The 4170-nt window shown below is 66.5% G+C and carries 3 protein-coding genes; 2 read left to right on the top strand and 1 reads right to left on the bottom strand.

What is annotated here, in order from left to right:
• Positions 1 to 1006 (bottom strand): CTP synthase (gene pyrG / locus VK519_RS15300; RefSeq protein ID WP_324351165.1); only part of this gene is annotated, 1006 nt, incomplete at its 3' end.
• A gap of 107 nt (positions 1007 to 1113) precedes the next feature.
• Here pyrG and VK519_RS15295 point away from each other — a divergent pair.
• The gene (locus tag VK519_RS15295; RefSeq protein WP_324351163.1) at positions 1114 to 2913 is read left to right on the top strand and encodes an aminopeptidase P family protein; all 1800 of its coding nucleotides are present in this window, start codon (positions 1114 to 1116) and stop codon (positions 2911 to 2913) included.
• A gap of 111 nt (positions 2914 to 3024) precedes the next feature.
• Positions 3025 to 4170, top strand: a 1146-nt coding sequence (locus VK519_RS15290; protein WP_324351161.1) for an ATP-binding protein, incomplete at its 3' end; no start/stop codon positions are given.

The raw sequence follows: 4170 nt of genomic DNA, 5'->3' as shown, positions 1-4170 counted from the left end.
CGCGGGCTTCGACGTCTTCGGAATCCACCCAGGACAGGTTCACCCGCGTGGTCTGCTTGATACCGCCGTGGCGCAGGGCCTCGCCCAACGACTTGTAGGCATCCTTGTGCTCGACGTACTTGCCGACGATGGCGACGGTGACTTCGTCCTTGGGGTGCTCCACGGCCTCCACCGTGCGCTTCCAGGCCGAAAGATCGGCCGGACGCGCGTCCAGCCGCAGCTGGTTGATGACCAGATCGTCCAGGCCCTGGTCGTGCAGCCACTGCGGCAGCTTGTAGATGACGTCCACGTCGATGGCACTGATTACCGCACGCTCGGGCACGTTGGTGAACAAGGCGATCTTGCGGCGCTCGCCCTCGGGAAGGGGCTGCTCGGAACGGCACAGCAGTATATCGGCCTGGATACCGATCGAGCGCAATTCCTTTACCGAATGCTGGGTAGGCTTGGTCTTGATCTCGCCGGCGGCCTTGATATACGGCACCAGGGTGAGGTGCATGAACAGGCACTTGTCCGGGCCGTGTTCAATGCGCAGCTGGCGGATCGCCTCCAGGAACGGCAGGGATTCGATGTCGCCCACGGTGCCGCCGATCTCCACGAGCGCCACGTCGAAACCGCGGGTGGCCTCGTGGATGGCGTGCTTGATTTCGTCGGTGATGTGCGGGATCACCTGCACCGTGGCGCCGAGGTAGTCGCCGCGGCGCTCCTTGCGGATCACCGATTCGTAGATCTTGCCGGTGGTGATCGAATTCTTGCCGGTAAGACGGGTTTTGACGAAGCGCTCGTAGTGGCCGAGGTCCAGGTCGGTTTCCGCGCCGTCGTCGGTGACATACACCTCGCCGTGCTGGAAGGGGCTCATCGTGCCTGGATCGACGTTGATGTACGGGTCGAGCTTCATCATGGTGACGGAGAGCCCGCGCGCCTCGAGGATGGACGCAAGCGAGGCCGCCGCGATGCCCTTCCCGAGGGAAGACACCACGCCGCCAGTGACGAAAATCAGGGGAGTCATGAGTCGCAGCCGTGCTGGAAATTTGTATTTTAGCGGAAGGTGGTGGGCGGAGCGAGGGGAAGTTGGTTTCTGGCCGTCCCCACTGCCGTTCAGCTAGCATCGCGGCCATGGATAGCCTTCCCTCCCACGCCGCCCGCCTGTCGGGCCTGCGGCAGGCCATGCGACGCCACGGCGTGGCGGCCTGCATCGTTCCCAGTGCCGACCCCCATCTTTCCGAATACCTGCCCGCCCACTGGCAGGCGCGCGCCTGGACCTCGGGCTTCACAGGCTCCGCCGGCACCCTGGTGGTGACCGCCGAAGACGCGGGCTTGTGGACCGATTCACGATATTTCTCGCAGGCCGAGCAGGAACTGGCCGCCTCCGGAGTCCGGCTGGTGAAGCTACGGGTGGCGCACACCGCCGAACACGTGGCGTGGCTCGCCGGTGCCGTGGGCGAAGGTGACACGGTAGCGGTGGCCGGCGACAGCGTGTCCCTGGCCGGGCGCGAGCAATTGCGCCGCGCACTGGCCGCCGACCTTCGTACGGACCTGGACCTCCCCGGCGAAAACTGGTCCGGCCGGCCGCCGCTGCCGCGCGCGCCGGTGGTGGAGCATCCCCTCGAGTACGCCCGCAGCGCCCGCGACGAGAAGCTCGGCCGGGTCCGCCATGCGATGAAGAAGCTCGATGCCAGCCACCACTTCGTTTCCACCCTGGACGACATCGCGTGGATTACCAACCTGCGCGGTAGCGACGTGCAGTACAACCCGGTGTTCCTGGCGCATCTGCTGGTGGGCCCTTCGCGGGCGACGTTGTTCGTCGACCGCGGCAAGGTGGAACCTTCGCTGCTCTCACGCCTGGCCGCTGACGGCTTCGATATCGCCGATTACGCCACGGCCGCTTCCGCGCTGGCAGGGTTGCCTGCTGCAAGCCGCCTGCTGGTGGATCCCTCCCGGGTGGTGTGCGCGCTTGTCGACGCCATCGGCCCCGATATCACCCTCGTGCACGGCGCCAATCCGTCCACGTTGTTCAAGGCACGCAAGCAGGCAGCGGAGCTTGACCATATCCGCGAAGCCATGCGCCACGACGGCGCAGCCCTGGCGCGCGGCTTCCATCAGATCGAAACCCGTCTGGCCGCGGGCGACACACTCACCGAGGTCTCCGTCGACGAGATCCTTCGGCAGGCCCGCGCTGCCAGCCCGAGCTTCGTTGGCGAAAGCTTCGCCACCATCGCCGGCTACCAGGCCAACGGCGCCCTGCCCCATTACCGCGCCACGCCGGAGCATCACAGCACGCTCCGCCCCGCCGGCCTGCTGCTGATCGACTCCGGCGGCCAGTACCTGGGCGGCACCACCGACATCACCCGCGTGCTGGCGCTGGGCGAGGTCACGGACGAGCAGAAGCGCGACGCCACCCTGGTATTGAAGGGCATGATCGGCCTGAGCCGCGCGCGCTTCCCCGCCGGCGCCAGCGGACCGCAGCTCGATGCCCTGGCCCGCGCGCCGCTTTGGGCCGCCGGCATGGACTTCGGCCATGGTACCGGGCACGGCGTGGGCTATTTCCTCAACGTCCATGAAGGGCCGCATGGCATCCGCCCGCCGGTGCAGGGTGGCGCTCTGGTGCCGCTGGAACCGGGCATGATCACCTCGATCGAACCGGGTCTTTACAAGCCGGGCCGGCACGGCATCCGCCATGAGAACCTGGCCGTCGTAGTGGAGTCGGACGAAACCGAGTTCGGCCGCTTCCTGGCGTTCGAGACCCTCACCCTGTGCCCGTTCGATCGCCGCGCACTCGAACCACGCCTGCTCGATCCGGCAGAGCGCGCCTGGCTTGACGACTACCACGCCTGCGTACGCGCCGCGCTGGCCCCGCTACTGGACGGCGCCGAGCGGGAGTGGCTGGAATGGCACTGCGCACCCCTGGCGGCCTGAATCGCGGCGAATGAGACCGGCAACGCCCATAGTGGCGCGGCCGTATTGACGACAAGCCCGTGCCCAACCCATCCTGCCCCGCTTAAATCACCCCAGAGCACCCTGGTATCTATGACTTCCCGCTATAACGCCGCCGACATCGAAGTTTTGTCGGGCCTGGATCCGGTCAAGCGCCGCCCTGGCATGTACACCGACACCACCCGGCCGAACCACCTGGCCCAGGAAGTGATCGACAACTCGGTGGACGAAGCCCTGGCCGGGCATGCGAAATCGATCGAAGTCACCGTGCATGCAGATGGCTCGGTGACCGTGGTCGACGACGGGCGCGGCATGCCGGTGGACATCCATCCGGAAGAAGGCGTGCCCGGCGTGGAATTGATCCTTACCCGGCTGCATGCAGGCGGCAAGTTCTCGAACAAGAACTATGCATTCTCCGGCGGCCTGCACGGGGTGGGCGTGTCGGTGGTCAATGCGTTGTCCACGCGGGTGGAAGTGACCATCCGCCGCGACGCCCAGGAATACCAGGTGGTATTCGCCAACGGCGACCGCATCAGCGACCTGGAGGTGATCGGCACGGTGCCGAAGAAGAAGACCGGCACGACGCTGCGCTTCTGGCCGGATGCGAAGTACTTCGACACACCGCGCATCTCGCTGCCCAAGCTCAAGCACCTGCTGCGCGCCAAGGCGGTGTTGTGCGCGGGCCTGTCCGTGCACCTGACCGACGAAGCCAGTGGCGAGACGATCGACTGGTACTACGAAGACGGCCTCCCCGACTACCTGCGCGGCGCCTTGAATGGCAGCGAGATCCTGCCGCCCACGCTTTTCATCAACCACCTGGCCCGCGAAACCGAAGGCCTGGACGTGGCCCTGGCCTGGCTGCCGGAAGGCGAACTGGTGCAGGAAAGCTATGTGAACCTCATCCCCACCTCGCAGGGCGGCACGCACGTGAACGGCCTGCGCACCGGCCTCACCAACGCCATCCGCGAGTTCTGCGACCTGCGCAACCTGTTGCCGCGCGGCGTGAAGCTGGCGCCGGAAGACGTCTGGGAACGCCTGTCGTTCGTGCTCAGCATCAAGCTGCAGGATCCGCAGTTCGCCGGCCAGACCAAGGAGCGCTTGTCCTCGCGCAACGCCGCGGGCTTCGTCGAGAACGTGATCCACGATGCCTTCAGCCTGTACCTGAACCAGCACGTGGACATCGGCGAGCGCATCGCGCAACTGGCCATCGAACGCGCCAGCGCGCGCCTGAAGGCCGCC

Origin of the sequence: Pinirhizobacter sp. (assembly GCF_035317885.1) — a bacterium.
GTDB lineage: Bacteria > Pseudomonadota > Gammaproteobacteria > Xanthomonadales > Rhodanobacteraceae > Pinirhizobacter.
Note: the sequence above shows the minus strand (reverse complement) of the source record. Positions and strands in the feature narration are given on the sequence as shown.

What these genes read in the sequence shown, in the direction of transcription:
- VK519_RS15295 (WP_324351163.1), top strand. Translation starts at nt 1,114, where the DNA reads ATGGATAGCCTTCCCTCCCACGCCGCCCGCCTGTCGGGCCTGCGGCAG.